15 protein-coding genes and 2 pseudogenes are annotated in these 15449 nt (G+C 60.1%); 6 read left to right on the plus strand and 11 right to left on the minus strand.

What is annotated here, in order from left to right:
- The first annotated feature begins 91 nt into the window (after window positions 1-91).
- Entirely contained in the window at window positions 92-988 is an 897-nt protein-coding gene (locus tag ACIQY3_RS22690) for a LysR family transcriptional regulator (RefSeq protein WP_403023840.1), read from the plus strand.
- Between the two features lie 464 nt (window positions 989-1452).
- Here ACIQY3_RS22690 and ACIQY3_RS22695 read toward each other — a convergent pair whose 3' ends face one another.
- From ACIQY3_RS22695 to ACIQY3_RS22710, 4 genes are all read right to left on the minus strand, one after another.
- Complete coding sequence (locus ACIQY3_RS22695) at window positions 1453-2175, minus strand: TylF/MycF/NovP-related O-methyltransferase (RefSeq protein WP_123514271.1); 723 nt, start codon at window positions 2173-2175, stop codon at window positions 1453-1455.
- On the minus strand, window positions 2172-3038 hold the full coding sequence (locus tag ACIQY3_RS22700) for a hypothetical protein (protein WP_403023844.1): 867 nt from the start codon (window positions 3036-3038) through the stop codon (window positions 2172-2174). Before ACIQY3_RS22700 ends, ACIQY3_RS22695 begins: the two co-directional genes overlap by 4 nt.
- 227 nt (window positions 3039-3265) lie before the next feature.
- Window positions 3266-4879 carry an inorganic phosphate transporter gene (locus tag ACIQY3_RS22705; RefSeq protein ID WP_403023847.1) on the minus strand — a complete coding sequence of 538 codons (1614 nt, stop codon included), beginning with the start codon at window positions 4877-4879 and terminating at the stop codon, window positions 3266-3268.
- A gap of 236 nt (window positions 4880-5115) precedes the next feature.
- Window positions 5116-6138, minus strand: a complete 1023-nt coding sequence (locus tag ACIQY3_RS22710; protein ID WP_054044822.1) for a transporter — start codon at window positions 6136-6138, stop codon at window positions 5116-5118.
- Between the two features lie 1009 nt (window positions 6139-7147).
- On the opposite strand from ACIQY3_RS22710, the pseudogene ACIQY3_RS22715 reads away from it, so the two are divergent.
- The 3 genes and pseudogenes from ACIQY3_RS22715 to ACIQY3_RS22725 form a co-directional block, all read left to right on the plus strand.
- Window positions 7148-7258: pseudogene (locus ACIQY3_RS22715) on the plus strand (hypothetical protein); the annotation flags it as partial.
- A gap of 228 nt (window positions 7259-7486) precedes the next feature.
- On the plus strand, window positions 7487-8191 hold the full coding sequence (locus ACIQY3_RS22720; protein ID WP_403023990.1) for a methyl-accepting chemotaxis protein: 705 nt from the start codon (window positions 7487-7489) through the stop codon (window positions 8189-8191).
- A gap of 112 nt (window positions 8192-8303) precedes the next feature.
- Complete coding sequence (locus ACIQY3_RS22725; RefSeq protein ID WP_403023851.1) at window positions 8304-8747, plus strand: hypothetical protein; 444 nt, start codon at window positions 8304-8306, stop codon at window positions 8745-8747.
- A 174-nt stretch (window positions 8748-8921) separates the two neighbouring features.
- Here the strand turns inward: ACIQY3_RS22725 and ACIQY3_RS22730 are convergent, their stop codons facing one another.
- Both ACIQY3_RS22730 and ACIQY3_RS22735 read right to left on the minus strand, forming a co-directional pair.
- Complete coding sequence (locus tag ACIQY3_RS22730) at window positions 8922-9227, minus strand: PepSY domain-containing protein (protein WP_403023854.1); 306 nt, start codon at window positions 9225-9227, stop codon at window positions 8922-8924.
- 176 nt (window positions 9228-9403) lie between these two features.
- Entirely contained in the window at window positions 9404-10531 is a 1128-nt protein-coding gene (locus tag ACIQY3_RS22735) for a glycerophosphodiester phosphodiesterase (protein ID WP_403023857.1), read from the minus strand.
- Window positions 10532-10766: 235 nt separating this feature from the next.
- Between ACIQY3_RS22735 and ACIQY3_RS22740 the strand changes: the two genes are divergently transcribed.
- Window positions 10767-11093, plus strand: coding sequence for a DUF2025 family protein (locus ACIQY3_RS22740; protein WP_403023860.1), 327 nt, complete (start codon window positions 10767-10769; stop codon window positions 11091-11093).
- A 126-nt stretch (window positions 11094-11219) separates the two neighbouring features.
- Here the strand turns inward: ACIQY3_RS22740 and ACIQY3_RS22745 are convergent, their stop codons facing one another.
- Together ACIQY3_RS22745 and ACIQY3_RS22750 are read right to left on the minus strand one after the other, a co-directional pair.
- Window positions 11220-11543 (minus strand): antibiotic biosynthesis monooxygenase family protein, encoded by a 324-nt coding sequence (locus ACIQY3_RS22745; protein WP_403023863.1) that lies wholly within the window; start codon window positions 11541-11543, stop codon window positions 11220-11222.
- Window positions 11540-12247: a CTP synthase gene (locus tag ACIQY3_RS22750; protein WP_403023866.1), complete on the minus strand. Its 708-nt coding sequence runs from the start codon at window positions 12245-12247 to the stop codon at window positions 11540-11542. The genes ACIQY3_RS22745 and ACIQY3_RS22750 overlap by 4 nt, the downstream gene beginning before the upstream one ends.
- Before the next feature lie 15 nt (window positions 12248-12262).
- Here ACIQY3_RS22750 and ACIQY3_RS22755 point away from each other — a divergent pair, with 15 nt between their 5' ends.
- Window positions 12263-13204 carry a LysR family transcriptional regulator gene (locus ACIQY3_RS22755; protein ID WP_403023869.1) on the plus strand — a complete coding sequence of 314 codons (942 nt, stop codon included), beginning with the start codon at window positions 12263-12265 and terminating at the stop codon, window positions 13202-13204.
- Here the strand turns inward: ACIQY3_RS22755 and ACIQY3_RS22760 are convergent.
- The 3 genes and pseudogenes from ACIQY3_RS22760 to ACIQY3_RS22770 form a co-directional block, all read right to left on the minus strand.
- Window positions 13201-13749 (minus strand): DUF1003 domain-containing protein, encoded by a 549-nt coding sequence (locus ACIQY3_RS22760; RefSeq protein ID WP_403023872.1) that lies wholly within the window; start codon window positions 13747-13749, stop codon window positions 13201-13203. The genes ACIQY3_RS22755 and ACIQY3_RS22760 overlap by 4 nt on opposite strands.
- Window positions 13750-13982: 233 nt before the next feature.
- Window positions 13983-14561 carry a methyl-accepting chemotaxis protein gene (locus ACIQY3_RS22765; RefSeq protein ID WP_403023993.1) on the minus strand — a complete coding sequence of 193 codons (579 nt, stop codon included), beginning with the start codon at window positions 14559-14561 and terminating at the stop codon, window positions 13983-13985.
- Window positions 14535-15302, minus strand: a pseudogene (locus ACIQY3_RS22770) (PAS domain-containing protein); the annotation flags it as partial. The pseudogene ACIQY3_RS22770 and the gene ACIQY3_RS22765, both read right to left, overlap by 27 nt.
- Window positions 15303-15449: the final 147 nt, after the last annotated feature.

Here is a 15449-nt window from a genome sequence, read left to right on the forward strand (position 1 = left end):
GATGTGAGGAAGTTTATTTATCCGGCTCATGGTGATAAACAGGGGTAAATCGGAATCACTGGTCGGTTCAGCCGAACAATGGAAGGTGCCCATGAATAAGCTGGAACTGCTGCGCACTTTTGTCCGCGTCAGCGAAATGTCGAGTTTTACGCTTGCTGGCGAGAGCTTGGGTTTGCCCAGGTCTACGGTGTCCGAGCATGTCCAGGCCCTGGAAACATTGCTCGGCACGCGTCTGCTGCAACGCACTACGCGCAAGGTTCAGGCGACTCAGGACGGCCTGGTGTTGTACGAGCGCAGCAAGGATTTGCTGTCGCACATGGATGAGATCGAAGGGCTGTTCCGGCAAGACGAAGCGTCATTGGCCGGGCGGATTCGCATCGACATGCCGAGCATCATGGCCCGGCGTTTCGTCATGCCGCGCCTGCCGGAATTCATGGCCAAACACCCGCACCTGGAACTGGAGATCAGCAGCACCGACCGCCGGGTCGATTTAGTCAGCGAAGGGTTTGATTGCGTGGTGCGGGTGGGGGCGCAGCCGGATCAATCGGTGGTGGCGCGCCGCGTGTGCGACTTTGCCATGGTCAACTGCGCGAGCCCGGCGTATCTGCAACGTTATGGAGTGCCGCAAAGCCTCGAAGATTTGGCCGAGCATCGGTTGGTGCATTACGTCGCCGTGTTGGGTTCGCGTTCGGAAGGTTTTGAGTACGAGGAGGAGGGCAAGCTGCACCGCGTGGCGATGGCCGGCAGCATCACGGTGAACAACTCCGATGGCTACGAATCGGCGTGCCTGGGCGGCTTCGGCCTGATCCAGGCGCCGGTGATGGGCATGCAGCCGTACCTGCTCAGCGGTGAACTGATCGAAGTGCTGCCGCAATTGCGCGCGCCGGCGATGGAAGTCTCCATGCTGTATGCACGGCAACGGCAACTGCCCTTGCGGGTGCGGGCGTTCATGGACTGGGTGGAACACGTCATCCGCAGCACCCACTGATGCATTGAAGTCGACTGACACGGCCTCTTCGCGAGCAAGCCCGCTCCCACAGGGGATCACTGTTGAGCACAGATTTTGCGTTCACCGAAAACCAGTGTGGGAGCGGGCTTGCTCGCGAAAGCGGTGTGTCAGTCAGCATTGAAGTTGACTGACAGGGCCTCTTCGCGAGCAAGCCCGCTCCCACAGGGAATCACTGTCGAGCACAGATTTTGCATTCACCGAAAACCAATGTGGGAGCGAGCCTGCTCGCGAAGGCGGTAGGTCAGTCAGCATTGAAGTCGACTGACAGGGCCTCTTCGCGAGCAAGCCCGCTCCCACAGGGGATCACTGTTGAGCACAGATTTTGCGTTCACCGAAAACCAATGTGGGAGCGGGCTTGCTCGCGAAAGCGGTGTGTCAGTCAGCATTGAAGTTGACTGACAGGGCCTCTTTGCGAGCAAGTCCGCTCCCACAGGGGTTAGGCGTTAGACGTGGAAGTAGCCTACGCACGAATCGAACGGCAGGCGCTTGAGTTCGATTTTGTTCAGGTCCAGCACTTCGCGCAGGGCTTTGGTTTCGCCCGGGAAGTTGCGGTAGGCGACTTCGTCCAGCACCACGACCGCGCCTTTTGGCATGTACGGCAGGAAGGTTTCCAGCGCGACTTTGGTCGATTCGTACAGGTCGGTGTCGAGGATCAGCATCGCCACGACCAGGTCAGGACGGGTCTTGACCCACTCCGGTACGGTTTTGACGATGTCGCCTTTCACCAGCTCGCAACGGGGGATGCGGTTGACCGGGCGCAGCAGGTCGTTGGCGTCGATCATGTCCTGGATCAGCGACTGGTCGGTGTCGGAGAACATGGTCTCGTTGACGTCCGCCGGGTCTTCTTTCTTGTCGATGCTCTGGAAGCCTTCGAAGGTGTCGAAGCCGATGATCGAGCGGTTGATCGCATACGGTTCCAGGATCATCGACAAGTGCATGTACAGCATCAGCGAGTTGCCCTTGTACACGCCGCACTCGATGATCGCGCCCGGTACTTCAGCGACTTTCTTGAACAGCTCCATGCGCGACAGTGCAGCGGTCACGCCAATGCGGTTGGCAAAGACGAACGGCGCGTCGGCCACATACTCGGCGTCAACCCGTTTCAGGACGTTGGCACGGGTTTCGTTGTACTGGGCCTCGGCGGGCGTGATGCGACGCTTGGTCATTGCTGGATTCCTTGGAAATTCGAAAAGTCGTGGGCGTGGAAATAGTCTTTGAAACCGGCACCGACGTCAGGGCAGGCGCTGTCGACGTTGATCGCGCCGCGCTGGTGCTTGAGGTCGTCGAGGTGCATCAGGCGGAAGTCCACGCTGAAGCGGGTCTGTTGCGTGTGGTTCGGCACAGTACCGTGCAGGTGCGAACCGGAGAAGATCAGCATGTCACCGGTGTTGCCGGCCACGCGCACTTCGGAGGCAGTGTTGATCGCTTCCAGCGGCACCGGGTGCACACGGGCTTCCTCTTTGAGGTTTTCCTTGGCTTTGTGCCGCTGGTTGCTGATCCAGTCGTTCAGGCTCCATTCGCTGGAGGTGTTCTTCACCGGCACGTCGAAGTAGCCGCCGTTGATCATCATGGTCTGGTCGGGGCTGATGGTGTGCACCGGCATCCAGGTGTTGATCTGGCAATCGACGCTGCCGTACCAGGTATCGCGATGGGGTTTGTAGGCGTAGCTGACGCCCGCGTGCAGGTACTCGTAGTTGGGCACTACGCGAATCCGCGGCACGTCGAAAATGTATTCGCGCGGGTCAACACCGATTTCGTCGATGAAGCTCAGGATCAATTCCTTGGCGCGCAGGCTGTTGGTGAACTGGCCCTTGAGGCGCGTCACCCGCACCACGAATTCTTCCACCGGCATCAAGGTGTGCAGGGCCTGGTGGTTGGTCTCGCCGTTGAAGGCGGCAGTGATGCTTTCCTGGGCAAACGCGCACAGTTCTTTGGCGGCACGCAGCTCAGTGTTCAAGAAGATGTCACCGGCGTAGATGGCTTCTTTGAAGTCAGCTTTTTTCTGAAGCTGATTGATGTACAGGTTCACGGTTCTCACTCCTGAATGCATCGAGTCTCTAAGGAATCGGCACCACGTTAGCAAACTGAAGTGCGATCCATCGCCTCGCAGGTCAATAAAGATGAAATTGGCAGAAATGGCGACGAAATGCGTTGTCCGGGCAAAAAAAATCCCGGCTTCGGGATGAACCGGGCCGGGATATATTCGGCCTCTGTAGGAGCTGCCGAAGGCTGCTCCTACACAGGTCCGGGGTTAGGTCAGAACAATTTGGTGAACAACCAATACAAACTGCCCGACAACAGGATCGCCGCCGGCAAGGTCAGCACCCAGGCCATCAGCAGGTTACGAATGGTCTTCATCTGCAAGCCGCCGCCATTGGCGACCATGGAACCGGCCACCCCCGAGGACAACACGTGGGTGGTGGACACCGGCAAACCGAACATGTCGGCGGCGCCGATGGTCAGCATGGCCACGGTCTCGGCGGATGCGCCTTGGGCATACGTCAGGTGGGTCTTGCCGATTTTTTCACCGACCGTCACCACGATGCGCTTCCAGCCAACCATGGTGCCCAGCCCCAGCGCGATGGCCACGGCGATCTTCACCCACAGCGGAATGAAGCGCGTGGAGTTGTCGATCTGCTGCTTGAACAGTTGCAGTTTGCCGCTGGTGTCGGCGTCGAAGTTGCCGACCTTGTTCTTGTCCATCAGGCGAATGGTTTCGCTGGTCAGGTACATGTCGTTACGCACGTTGCCCACGGCTTCGGCCGGGACTTTCGACAACGAACCGTAACCCTTGACCTCGGCGCCGATGCTGCCGGTCAGGGCGGCGAGGGCCGGGACCAGTTGTGGCGTGGCTTCCTTGCTGCGCACGTAGTCGGACAGCACCGCGCGCGGATCACCCAGAGCCGGCAGCGGCGACGCTTTCACCAGGGCTTGCTGGGTGACTTCAGCCACGGCGGCGAACTGCAACGCCTGATCGGCCGGCATGGTGCGGTTCAGCGCATACGCCATTGGCAAGGTGCCGACCAGGATCAACATGATCAGGCCCATGCCTTTCTGGCCATCGTTGGAACCGTGGGCGAAGGACACGCCGGTGCAGGTCAGGATCAACAGGCCGCGAATCCACCACGGTGGCGGGGCATCGCCTTCTGGTGCCTTGTACAACGCGCGATTCTTGACGAAGGCGCGCAACGCCAGCAGCAACAACGCGGCACAACCGAAGCCGACCAGCGGCGACAGCAGCAGCGCGTAACCAATCTTGGTCGCCTGCGCCCAATCCACGCCGCTGGTGCCATCGCGACCGTGCATCAGGGCATTGGCCACACCGACGCCGATGATCGAACCGATCAACGTGTGCGACGACGAGGCCGGCAGGCCCAGCCACCAGGTGCCGAGGTTCCACAGGATCGCGGCGATCAACAGGGCGAAGATCATGGCGAAACCGGCGGAGGAGCCGACTTGCAGAATCAGTTCTACTGGCAACAACGCGATGATGCCGAACGCCACCGCGCCGCTGGACAGCAACACGCCGAGGAAGTTGAAGAACCCGGACCACGCCACCGCAAAGTTCGGCGGCAGCGAGTTGGTGTAAATCACCGTGGCCACGGCGTTGGCGGTGTCGTGGAAGCCGTTGACGAATTCAAACCCGAGGGCGATCAACAGCGCCACGCCGAGCAGCAGGAACGGGGTCCAAGTGGTGACCACCGTGCCGAGTTCGTGCATGTCGTGCATCAGGCTGTACGCGGTGAACAACAAGCCGCTGGCCAATACCCCGAAGAAAACCACCAGGGTGAACAGGCCGGGTTTTTTATTGAGCTGCGGTCTGGCGCTGCTGGTGGGCGCCTGGGCAGTCGTATAGGAAGGAGTAGCCATGCCGGACAATCCTGAGGAGGGAAGGAGTGTCGCCCATGATCGTTTCAAAATATGACAGAGAGACTGCGGTGGGTCAGTGTTTAAGGTTTTTGTGTAACCACCCGTCCTGATGATGATCGTTCCCACGCTCTGCGTGGGAATGCAGCAAGGGACGCTCTGCGTCCCAAAAGCGGACGCGGAGCGTCCGGGGAGGCATTCCCACGCGGAGCGTGGGAACGATCACAATGGGGGGCGGCTCAATAATCCTGCCGCTTACGAAACGCCCAGCGCCCCGCCAGTACGGTAAACGTCGCCACCAACGCCACCAGAATCCAGAACCCTTCCGGATCGCCCGCCAGCGGAATCCCGCCCACGTTCATCCCGAAAAAACCGGCAATGATGTTGATCGGCAACGCCAGCACCGTCACCACGGTCAAGGTAAACAGCGTGCGGTTGCTCTGTTCGTTGAGGTTGGCGGCGATTTCTTCCTGCAACAGCTTGATCCGTTCACCGAGGGCCGTGAGGTCGTTGATGATCAGCGCAAATTCCTCGGTGGATTTGCGCAGTTCCTTGACGTCCTCCTTCTGCAACCATTGCGGCGGGCGGTTGAGCAGGCGCAGCAACGAACCCGGCTCCAGCGCCAACAACCGTTGCAACCGCACCAGCACCCGGCGATTGGCGCCCAGTTCGGCGCGGTTGGTCGACAGCCGCGACGAGAGCAACTCATCTTCGATCTGATCGACGCTCTGGCTGGTCTTGCGCACGATCTGCGTCAGCACTTCGCCCTGATCCCGCAGCAGGTGCACCAGCAACTCCAGCGGTGAACGAAAGCATTCGCCGGCCTTCACCGACGAGCGCAACTTGTCCACCGAGTGCAGCGGTTGCAGGCGCGCGCTGATGATCAACTTACTGCGAGCACAGACCCACAGCGTCGACACGTCCGACGAGACCATGCTGCTGAGGTTGAACACCACATCGTTGACCACCGCCAGCAGCGCCGAATCAACGTGCTCGATGCGGGTCGAACGCGAACCTTCGTGCAACGCCTCGAAAAACTCCTCGGGCAACTCCAGATGACTTTTCATCCAGCGCTCGCACGCGGCGTGGGCCAGGTTCAGGTGCAGCCAGAGAAATTCGTCGCTGTCTTCGGACTGCTGCAAACAGCGCAGCGCCTCGGCCGAATCGATCTCCCGACCACGTTCACCGGGACGAAAACGGAAGCCGTAAAGCAGGCCGAACAAGTCAGTGTCGCGATGGGTGTGATCGATGGCGTGGTTCATGAGGTCTCGCTGAGAGGGGCGTCCGGCCGTCGCGCCTGTAGCAGCTGTCGAGCGGAGCGAGGCTGCGTTCGGCAGCGAAGCCGTCGTCAGATTTGAGCACGCGGTTTACCTGAAACACCGCGATGCCTGATTTCACGACGGCTTCCCCGCCGAACGCAGCCTCGCGCTGCTCGACAGCTGCTACGGCAGATACGGCGATTGCTACCGGGCATCATCGCAAGGTGTCTTGACAGTTTTGTGACGGTTGCATGGCGACGCAAACGTGTGCGTTACCGGTGGTCGGGAATCATTCAAGAACCGCTCTGGCACGCCGATGACGCAGGTGTTAGGTTGCGCGGCCCCGGCCACGAACCGGGACCGCAGACAGGGAAGTTTGGACGTCTTTCACGCCCAATCCGGCGTGCCTATTTCCTGTCGTGAGTATCATCCGATGCTGCAAAAATCCTTGAGAGCCCAAATCCTCGCGTTGTTGAGCGGCAGCCTGCTGGCGATATTGCTGATTGCTTTGGCCTGCTTTCATTTCCTGTCCAGTGGCGTGCAAAACTACGCCAACCTGATCGACGGCCCGCTGCACACTTCACAATTGATCGACGAAGCCAACCTGCAATTCAAGGTGCAGGTTCAGGAATGGAAAAACGTCTTGCTGCGCGGCAAGCAGCCGGCAGACCTGGATAAATACTGGAAGCAATTTCAGGATCGTCAAAGCGACGTACAGGGCATCCTCGGCGAACTGGCCAGCCAGAAAGGCCTGGACGGCCAACTCAAGACCCGCATCGAACGCCTGCGTGACGAACACCGTCAGTTGGGCAGCGCTTACCAGAAAGGTCGCGATGCCTACGTCGCCGCCGGTGCCGACCCCACTGCGGGCGACACTGCGGTAAAAGGCGTGGACCGCGCAACCAGCGATCAGATGAGCGAACTGGTCGGCGAACTGCGCAAGCAGGGTTCCGAACAGTCCGCGCTGATCAGCGCCAGTGCCGAGCGCACGGTGATGCTGGGGATTATCGTGATGCTCGCTTCGGGCCTGTTGATCGGCCTGTTGAGCCTGTGGCTGATCAACCGCAACCTGGTGGACCCGATCCGCAAACTGATCGACTACGTGGCACAACTGAGCCAGGGTAAATTTGCCGAGCGCGTCGCCAGCACCCGTCAAGACGAGTTGGGCAAACTGGCCATGGCCGCCAACACCTTGCGCGATTTCCTCGCTGAAACCTTCAATCGTTTGCAGCGCAGCGCCAAGGACCTGGACAGCGCCAGCGGCGAGTTGAACGCCATCGCCGGCCTCATGGCCAGCGGCACCAACGAGCAGTTCAACCGCACCGATCAGGTGGCCACGGCGATGAACGAAATGTCCGCCACCGCCCAGGAAGTGGCGCGTCACGCCGTCGACGCAGCACGCGCTGCCGATGATGCCGACCAGTCCGCCCAGCAAGGCGGAAAAGTCATGCAGGGCACCATTCACACCATCACCCAGATGCGCGGCGAAATCGCCAACACCGCCACCGTCATCCGTCGTCTGGAAACCGACAGTGGCCGCATTGGCAAGGTGCTGGAAGTGATTCGCGGCATCGCCGAGCAGACCAATTTGCTGGCGCTCAACGCCGCGATCGAAGCGGCTCGTGCCGGCGAAGCAGGACGCGGTTTTGCGGTCGTAGCTGATGAAGTGCGCAGCCTGGCCCAGCGCACGGCGGCGTCGATCATCGAGATCAACCAGATCATCCAGACCGTGCAAACCGGCGCGGTGGATGCGGCTCAAGCCATCGAAAGCGGCCAGTCGCGCAGCGAAGAAAGTGTCGCGCAAGTGACCGAGGCCGGCGCCATGCTGGAGCGCATCACCCATGCCGTGGAAGCCATCCGCGACATGAACCGCCAGATCGCCACCGCCGCTGAAGAGCAGACCTCGGTGGCCGAAGACATCTCGCGCAACCTCACCGAGATCACCACGATTGCCAGCACCAACCTGGACAACGTGCAGCGCACCGAAGCGGCGAGCCACAACCTGCACGGGTTGTCGGGGCAGTTGAATGAAGTGACGGCGCGCCTCAGCGCGTAACGGGAAACGCCTTTGTACCGGTTCGGTTACCGAGCCGGTACACAGTCGATCTCAAGTGCGGCCAATCGATGTCGATGATGGACTTAACCTGAACCCACATAGGATAAGTCCCATGGTCAGCATCACCTCTGTCTCGATCAATCAGACCCTCTCCACGCCGACGAGCAAAACCTCGATCAGCGACAGCACGACTGAAGACACCACTTCCGCAACGGCCACCACTACAGATTCCATCGATACCACCAAGGCATCGGGTGGTGCTGCGCCCGCTGGTGGCGGCAGCAGTTCGAGCAGCAGCTCTGAATCCGATGCGGTGAAGGAGTTGCGCAAGCAGATTGCCGAGCTGCAAAAGCAATTGCAGGAACAACAGCAGCAACTGCAAGCGGCCCAGGCCAAGCAGGAAAGCGCCGATGCGAAAGCTGCCGACGTCGCGGCGGCTCAGTCGCAAATCTCGGCGACCTCGGGCTCGTTGCAGACCGCCACGGCGGCGTTGTTGCAGGCGTTGCAGGATGAAGGCAGCAGCACGGCCGGGTCGGTGGTGAGTACGACGGCTTGATGGGCTGAAGGCACAAAAAAACGCACGACCCGAAGATCGTGCGTTTCTTTGAATTCAACATCAAACCTTGTGGGAGCGGGCTTGCTCGCGAAGACGATTTCACATTCAACACTGATGTTGACTGATAGACCGCTTTCGCGAGCAAGCCCGCTTCCCACAGGGGGATTGCGGTGATCAGGTGTCTTGTTTGTTGCTCAGGACTTTGCCGGTGGCGGCATCGAAGTCCACGTCCCATTCAACGCCTTGAGCATCGCGCAGTTCGACTTCGTATTCGTAGCCGTTGAAGTGGTTGTCCAGGTCGGTGTCGGTGATGGTCGCACCCGGATGCAGTTTCAGTGCAGCCTGGTTCAATTCTTCCAAAGGCTTGATCTTGCCGCTTTTGACCAGCTCAGGGATCTGATCGACGCGAACGTCGGCCTGAGCAATACCAGCAGTGAGGGTCAGGGCAGCGGCGGTGAACAGGGCAGTCAGGGTTTTCATAAGCTTCTTTCCTTGGGTGAACTGTTTAAGTGGGCTCAGGTTAACCAGCGCAACTTAATTCACCCTTAATTCATCAGCGGCCGCTAAAAGCATTCGCGAGCAAGCCCGCTCCCACAGGTCCAGCGCAATCCTGTGGGAGCGAGCCTGCTCGCGAAGAAGTCAGCGCGGTGTGCCGATCAGTAACCGTTGTTCTGCAGCAATTGCGCAACAGTGCCCGCCGCCGGGCGCTTGTAGAACTTCAGCAATTCGCTGGCGCGGTTGGTGAAGATGCCATCAACGCCGGCGTCCATCACTTTCTGGTAATCCACGGCATCGTCGATGGTGTAGACGTGCACCAGCATGCCCTGGTCGTGGGTGTACTGGTTCATCCATGGCTTGACCAGGTCCGAGTAGCTTTGATCGCCGCCCTTGGTCAGCGCCGCCGAAGGACCGGTGCCGATCGCGCCTTGGGACTTGGCGTACTCGACCCATTGCTGGAATTCGGCTTTGTCTTTCGGCTCTTGCTTGGCGTAGTAAGTGGCTTTGTCCTTGTCGCCGGACTCGGCGAAGGTCACTTTGGATTTCGGCTCGATGCTGCCTTCACCGACCCACAGCAACAGGATCTTCGGCACTTTCGGCATTTCTTTTTGCAGCAGTTCGAGGCTGCTCTTCTCGAAGGTTTGCAGCACGACCTTGCCTTTGCCCTGGCCGACCGCCAGTTCGCTCTTCGCCAGTTTCGAACCGGCCGGACTCAGCCAGCCGCGATCCTGGAGTTTCTCCTTCAGGTCATGTTCGATGCCGGGGAATTGCTTCGGCTCCTTGGTTTCGATGTAGAGGCCGGGCTTGTGCAGCGGATTGCTTTCGGCGATGTCGATGATTTCGTCGAGGGTCAGGATTTTCAGGCCAACGTAGGACGGACGCGCGCGATCCGGGTAAGCGGCGTTGAACCAGCTGCCGGCGTCGAGGGTTTTCAGTTCGCCAATCGTGAACTGGTTGGCCGGTGCGTCTTTGCGCTCAGGGAACTTGGTGGCGACGTCGGTGGTGCGTTGCAGATTGTTGTCGTGCAGGGCGAACAGCACGCCGTCCTTGCTGCGCTGCAAGTCCATTTCCAGGTAATCGGCACCCAGGTCGCGGGCCAGTTTGTAGGAAGCAGCCGTGGATTCCGGGGCATCGAACGACGCGCCACGGTGAGCAATCACCGCTGGATGCGGGATGCCTAAAGTGGTCGCCAGTGCGGTGGGGCTGGGCTGGCTGGCGGCCTGTGCCTGGCCGAGGCCGAGCAACAGACTCAGCAGCAGGGCGCTCTTGGTGAAGGTAACAGGCATGGTCGAGGTCCTTTCGCAGAGGTTTTCAAAGACGTCCCTTTTAACAACTGAGCGCCGCGAGCGCTATCGCAAGACCGACATAAACGTGTTTAAAGTGATTTTTTCCAGCGCTTTTGTGCGGTTCTTTGCAGTACTCTTGGCCCCGGCAGTTTCCCCGGCAGAGGGAAATCCCTTCGAAACCTTGCGTGTAAACCATCGATCACCGGTCCCTTTGCGACCTTTTGTGAGGTTTATCATGCGCATCACTTCCCAGCTCATCTGCCAGGCCGCCGACCAACTCAAGGGCTTCGTCGGCCTCAATCGCAAGACCGGCCACTACATTGTGCGTTTCAGCGAAGATTCGTTCGGCATGGACGTGGCCGACGACGGCATTATTCCCACCAGCGAATTCGTCTGGGCACCGGGGCCTGAGCAGGCCATGACCCTCAAGCGGGAGTTGATCCAGTTGTTGCTGGATCAGAATATTGATGACCGGATCAATGTGACCGAGCCGTTGCGGGTGTATATGAGCCGGGTGGATGTGCCGGAGATTTCGGCGGTGCGGAGTTTGGTTCAGGGTTGAGATTTGTGTTGGCTGTTCTGGCCTCTTCGCGAGCAAGCCCGCTCCCACAAGGGGATTTGCTTGCACCACAGATCCCATGTGGGAGCGGGCTTGCTCGCGAAGGCATCCTCAAAAACACCCCATCATCTACCGCTTGAATTCATAAGCCCGCTCAACCCGGCACACTCGCGTATGACACTGCGCATACCACGTTGCCCGCCCGCGCTCCCGAATCGCACTGTGCTCGGGATGATGCTTCCACGCCAGAATCGCCGCTTCACTGACCCAGTAAGACACGGTAATCCCCAGCCCATCCTCGCCCCGGGCCGATTCCACACCGAGAAATCCCGGCTGCTCGCGCGCCAGTTCCACCATGCTTTCGGCCGCCTCGGCGTAACCCTGATCACCGTCGGTGCGCAGGGAGGTAAAGATCACTGCGTAATAGTGGGGCGGAGGGGTGTCGGCGATCATTGCTTTCGGCTCGCGCAGGCTTCGACGAATGCACTAACCAGCGGCGGCAAGGTGCCCTTGAGCGCGGCGCGTTCCGGTTGGAACAGGGTGGCGACGAAGAATGGATGACCCTTGAGTTCCACCGCGCGTAAATCCCCGTTCGAATCGTGACCGACGGCTGTGAGTTGCTGGTTCAACAGCTCTTGTTCGAATTCAGGATTCACACCGTAGCGGCAGCGATAGCCTTCGTGAACCTCCGACTTTTCATATGCCCTGGCGATCAACGAATCTTCAACCAAATGAATGCTGTCGACCGCTTCCACCAGCGAACACGTCAGCGGCGTGAGCACTGCCCGTGCGGCATCGGGGGATGTCTCGCCATGTTCGGCATCGGCCCAACCGAGCACGTTGCGGGCATATTCCAGCACCGCGTGTTGAAAACCGCCGCAGGTGCCGAGGAAAGGTCGCTGTTGCTCGCGGGCAAAGCGGATCGCGCGTAATGCGCCGTCGGTATTGCGGTAGGGGCTGGCGGGCACGCACCAGAAACCGTCGAAGGTGTTGAGCGGGGTTTCGACGTGGATCTGGTCAGTGGCCAGCCATTGGAATTGCACGTCCAGGCCCGAGTGTTCGGCGGCCATGCCGAGGGCGATGGGGATGGCTTGGTGAGCGGTGACCTGAGGGTCGTAATCACCGATCAGGGCGATGCGGATAGCAGTGGTTTCCATGAGTGTTCCCTGCGCTTGTTGATTCCTGGCGCTCACTATAGATTGGCGTTCACGCACTCAACATTGGCGTTATCCCAATTGATCAATGCACCGACGCACTATCGGCTGGACTACCCGGACCTGGCGCTAATCCTTGCGTTGGTCCGCGGCGGCTCTCTGGCCCGGGCTTCTCAGCTGTTGAAAGTCGATGTGTCGACGGTGTTCCGCGCCGTGCGCCGACTGGAGGCCGCGCTGGGTCAGCAATTGTTCGAAAAGAGCCGTGCCGGTTACTTGCCGACGACCTTGGCGCAGACCCTGGCCGAACAGGCTGAGCGTGCCGAGCAGGCGCTGGACGCGGCGCGCATTGGCGTGGAGCAGGGCGGTGAAGTCATCAGCGGCACGGTGCGCCTGACCTGCACCGATTCGGTCCTGCAAGGGTTGCTACTGCCGGCACTGGCGCAGTTCATGCCGTCCTACCCGGCGCTGACCATCGAACTCAGCACCTCCAACGACTTCGCCAACCTCAGCCGACGGGATGCCGACATAGCCCTGCGCCTGACCCGCACACCGCCCGAGCATTTGGTCGGGCGTTGCCTGGCGCAGGTGTCTTATCGGGTCTGCGGGAGTGTGGCTTATCTGAAAACCGTTGATGCCGAAGATCTGGCGTCGCTGACCTGGATCGCCCCGGACGACTTCCTGCCCGATCACCCGACGATTGCCTGGCGCCGCCAACAATGGCCCGGCGTGGTGCCGGGGTATCGCTGCAGCAGCATGTTGTCGGTGACGGAGTTGGTGCGGGCGGGACTCGGTGTCGCGGCGTTGCCGGACTTTCTGATCGGCGACGGATTGCAGTCGTTGACCGGGCCGTTGCAGGGGTGCGACACGGCCCTGTGGTTGCTGACCCGTCCGGACTGCCGCGCCTTGCGCTCGGTGGTGACGCTATTTGATGAACTGGGTCGGGCGTTGCGCTTGCCTTAAGTCGGCGCCTTGGGTTCTTCCTTTCGCACAAAATGCTGATGCATTTCCGACGTCAGGTTTTCGATGCGTTCGGTCAGGGCCTTGGTCATTTCGGTGAGGCGGGTGTTCTGCTCCAGCAGCTCCAGCAGCTGCGCGGTGTTTTGCGCGGCTTGGGCCTGGCGTTCACTGTTGGCCACGGCCAAGGCTTCGCGGTGTTGCGCGTCGGCGTCGGACTGGGCTTTGTCCCGCGCGGCCTGGCGGGTCTGGGCCAGCAGGATCAGCGGCGCGGCGTAGGCCGATTGCAGGCTGAACGCCAGGTTGAGCAGGATGAACGGGTAAAGGTCAAAGTGCGCGACGCCGAACAAGTTAAGGCAGACCCACAACACCACGATCAGGGTTTGCGCCCCGAGAAACGTCGGCGTGCCAAAGAACCGTGCAAACGCCTCGGCGCGCAGGGCGAATTTGTCATTGCCGAAGGTCGGCGCGAGATGAGCGTGAGGGCGGTGGAAGCGCAGGTGATCGACGGGTGCGGCGGTGGGTTTGGAGTCGGACTTGGTTGAATTCATGGTGCGCTCGGCGAGGATTCGGGACTTGCGGTCACTATAGTCCTGCGCGGGCGTTCCTTAGCTGAATCGATGTTGAATGGGCGTCCGTCTTCGCGAGCAAGCCCGCTCCCACAGGGGAACACTGTAGGACACAGAATTTGTGTACACAGGAAATCCCTTGTGGGAGCGGGCTTGCTCGCGAATGGGGCGACACGGTCATTTGCCTGGCAAAAAAACGATCCCCCCTCACAACCTCAACCCGGCACCCGCTCATTAGCAAACATGCTCACCGCCTGCACCGCATTACTCGCCCCATCGCGAATCTGCAAAATCACCGTACCCGCCTGATTCGCCAACTCAACCCCTTCCGCCGCCCGATCCCGGGTGCCGTCCATGCTTTTGATCGCCTGCCGGGTCTCGCTGAGGATCAAGCCAATCATGCTGGAAATCTCCGCCGTGGAACCGCTGGTCCGCGCCGCCAATAACCTAACCTCATCCGCCACCACCGCAAACCCGCGCCCTTGTTCACCGGCGCGAGCCGCTTCGATAGCCGCGTTGAGTGCCAGCAGATTAGTCTGATCGGCAATCGCCCGAATCGTATTGACGATGGCGGTGATCTGCTCGGAGCGCTCGCCGAGTTGGGCGATCAAGGTCGAGGACTCTGCGATGTTGGCGGCGATTTCGCGCATCTCGCTGGCCGCTTGCTGGATGACCTGGGTGCCTTGCTCCGCGACTTTTCGTGTCTCCACCGAGATGTGATAAGCCTCGGTAGCGCTGCGGGCATCCTGGGCATGTTGCTCGACCCGGGCGGTGACGTCCGAGGCGAATTTCACCACTTTGCACAACCGGCCACCGGCGTCGTACACCGGGTTGTAGTTGGCTTCCAGCCAGACCGTTTGCCCGCGTTTGTCGACGCGCTCGAACTGACCATGGAACAACTCGCCCTGATTGAGGCGGCGCCAGAAGTCCTGATACGCGCCGCTGTTGACCAGTTCCGGGGTGCAGAAAATCCGATGATGTTTGCCTTTGAGCTCGGCGAGGCTGTAACCCATGCGCGTCAGAAAATTCTGATTCGCCGTGATGATGCTGCCATCCAGGTTGAACTCGATCACCGCCATGGCGCGGTCGACAGCCTGCAACTTGGCGTTGGATTCGCTTTCATGTTGCACCCGGGCCGTTACGTCCATGGCGTACTTCACCACTTTCACCACCCGACCCGAGTCATCCTTGATCGGGTTGTAACTGGCCTCCAGCCAGATCGGCTGCCCCTTGCTGTTGATCCGCTCGAAAGTGCCTGACTCGAACTGGCCGTTTTTCAGGCGCGACCACAGTTGGGTGTACTGGCTGCTGCGGACGAGTTCCGGTGTACAGAACTGGCGATGCGGCTTGCCGAGCACTTGGTCGCGCTCATAGCCCAGGGTCTTGAGGAAGTTGTCGTTGGCGCGCAGCACGACGCCGTCCAGATCGAACTCGATCACCGCCATCGAGCGATCGATCGCGTCCAGAAGGCCGGTTTGATTGGCGACAGTTTGCTGAATTGCTTCGAGGTCGGGCTTGTGGCGATTGAAGAACATGGCGGCAGCACTCAAAAAGTGGGGAACAACAAGGAGTCGTCCCTATTCCTGCGCCTGCAGGCCGAAGACTATGGCTGTCTTCGGCGTTGTGTGCTCAATGTCAGCGTTCCCTGGCTGACAGCGAGATACTTATACAAAACTTCATAA

Origin of the sequence: Pseudomonas sp. NPDC096950 (assembly GCF_044762525.1) — a bacterium.
GTDB lineage: Bacteria > Pseudomonadota > Gammaproteobacteria > Pseudomonadales > Pseudomonadaceae > Aquipseudomonas.